Below are 1,922 nucleotides of genomic sequence, written 5' to 3'. Positions count from 1 at the left end.
ATACTTCTTTGTTTATTTTATAAATTCGCAGATTGTGAATGCTGTTTTTCATAATGTTTCTGCTTAGAAAGGGAAATAGAAATAATCAATAATGAAACGACTCCGAAGATGAGAACCATATATTGTAACCCAATTGTATCTAAGAAGAAGCCTGTTCCAAGTAAGACGATTTGGAACATAACCCTCTCAAACATATTACGGAATGAGAAGAGGCGACCGTGATAACTTTTTTCCACTTTCGTTTGGAAAATCGTCGACATAATAGGGAAGAAGCAGCCAACACTAAACCCAAATAAACCAAATGATGTAAGAGCCATCCATTTTATATCGCTAAAGAACAATGACAGATGTGCAAAAGCAGTACAAACTGCGAAGAAATATAGTAATTTTTCAGGTTTGAAATGATCAGATAGACGTTTAATTACGAAGGCACCTAACATAAATGCGACACCTTCAATTGTATATATGAACCCTTTAATCGTAGGATCATGTTGCATTTCGCTGATGTTAATAACCATTAAATTAAACCCAGCTATAAATAATAGAGGGATGATACTTAATATAAGTGCTGTAAAAGCAATAGGAATTCCTTTTAAAATACGAAATACTTCCATAAAGCTATTATCTTTTGCAGCTTGTTTACTTGGTGTTGTTGATTTCTTGTCTTCGAATTGTAGGAAGAAAGTCGAGAGGAATAATAAGGCGTATGCTGCCATTGAGAAGGCATACATGTACTGTAAACTCATCACAACTAAAAGAATTCCACCTAGTGAAGTACCTGCAATACGAGCGATTGTACCAACATTCATATGTACACCATTCATTTGTAATAACTCATGCTCACGTACGATGAGTGGAATTACAGATTGTAATGCAGGGAAATAAAATGCTGCTGAAATTTGAAGAGCAACCATAAATGCAATCATAAATGCGATACTTTCAAATTGAATAGCAAAAAACATGAAAATAACACTTAAAACTCGACCAAACCCAGCGTAAAGAAGAACTTTTTTCTTTTCATACTGATCGATGACACGGCCAGCCATAGGTCCAACTAGAACACCGGCTAATAGTCCGATAAATAATATAACTGATTTCATGAAATCAGAAGGGACATATTTTTGCATAAATTCAAGGTTGCCAAGAATACCAAGCCATAATCCTAGACCTGCAATAAACTCCCCAATTAAAACAATCCAAACGTTTTTATTACGCCACATAACATAAAACCTCTCCGTCTTTTAAAATGAAAAACGCGTATATAAAACCTCCTTATTTATGTAGTATTTTTATACGAACTTTTTTAGAGTCAGAGTCTATATTACGTGTTTCATAATTGGATTTCAATCTTTTTGATTTGTCAAAAATTTGATGTGTTAATTGATGAAATAAGTGAATCAAAACGTAAAAAATTTATGATTAAAGCTAATAGAAAGTAAGGGGACATATAAAAAAGCAAGAACGTATAACTACGCCTCGCTTTTCTCAAGTACAAAATTAAATATTAGATTCACTTAGCAACATTTACGCTCTTGTCCAATAGCTAAAGCGCTAAAAGATAGTGGGCCAACAACTTCTGCGCTTGCACCACTAGTAAGGTTTTCTACAGTTAATGAATATTCGTGTGTTCCACTGCTAACGTTTTGATCTATAGCTTGAAATGTTTGTACATAGAATTGTTCAGAATCTGTAGATTCAATACCTACTTGTGCATTAAAAATTTCAATATTATCACGGGAAATTCGGAATAAAACTTGTGAAGTCTCAGTTATACCTTCTACACCAATTGTAGCGATTAATTCTACTCGATTATTACGTGAATCTCTACTTGAAATTCGCAATTTCAAATTTGCTAAAATTGCTTTATTTGGAGAAGCTGGGATTGCAAAAGTTGTTTCACCAGTTTTACTAATAGGTTGAGT

At 33.5% G+C, this 1,922-nt stretch carries 2 protein-coding genes; both read right to left on the bottom strand.

The window, feature by feature from the left end; genetic code table 11:
• Positions 1–17 precede the first annotated feature (17 nt).
• Positions 18–1,220 carry an MFS transporter gene (locus ACQGS6_RS27460; protein ID WP_000269261.1) on the bottom strand — a complete coding sequence of 401 codons (1,203 nt, stop codon included), beginning with the start codon at positions 1,218–1,220 and terminating at the stop codon, positions 18–20.
• 294 nt (positions 1,221–1,514) lie between these two features.
• Positions 1,515–1,922 (bottom strand): exosporium protein ExsC (gene exsC, locus ACQGS6_RS27455; RefSeq protein ID WP_426965956.1); only part of this gene is annotated, 408 nt, incomplete at its 5' end.

The organism is Bacillus sp. GMs2/2, assembly GCF_050172095.1.
Lineage (GTDB): Bacteria > Bacillota > Bacilli > Bacillales > Bacillaceae_G > Bacillus_A > Bacillus_A cereus.
Note: the sequence above shows the minus strand (reverse complement) of the source record. Positions and strands in the feature narration are given on the sequence as shown.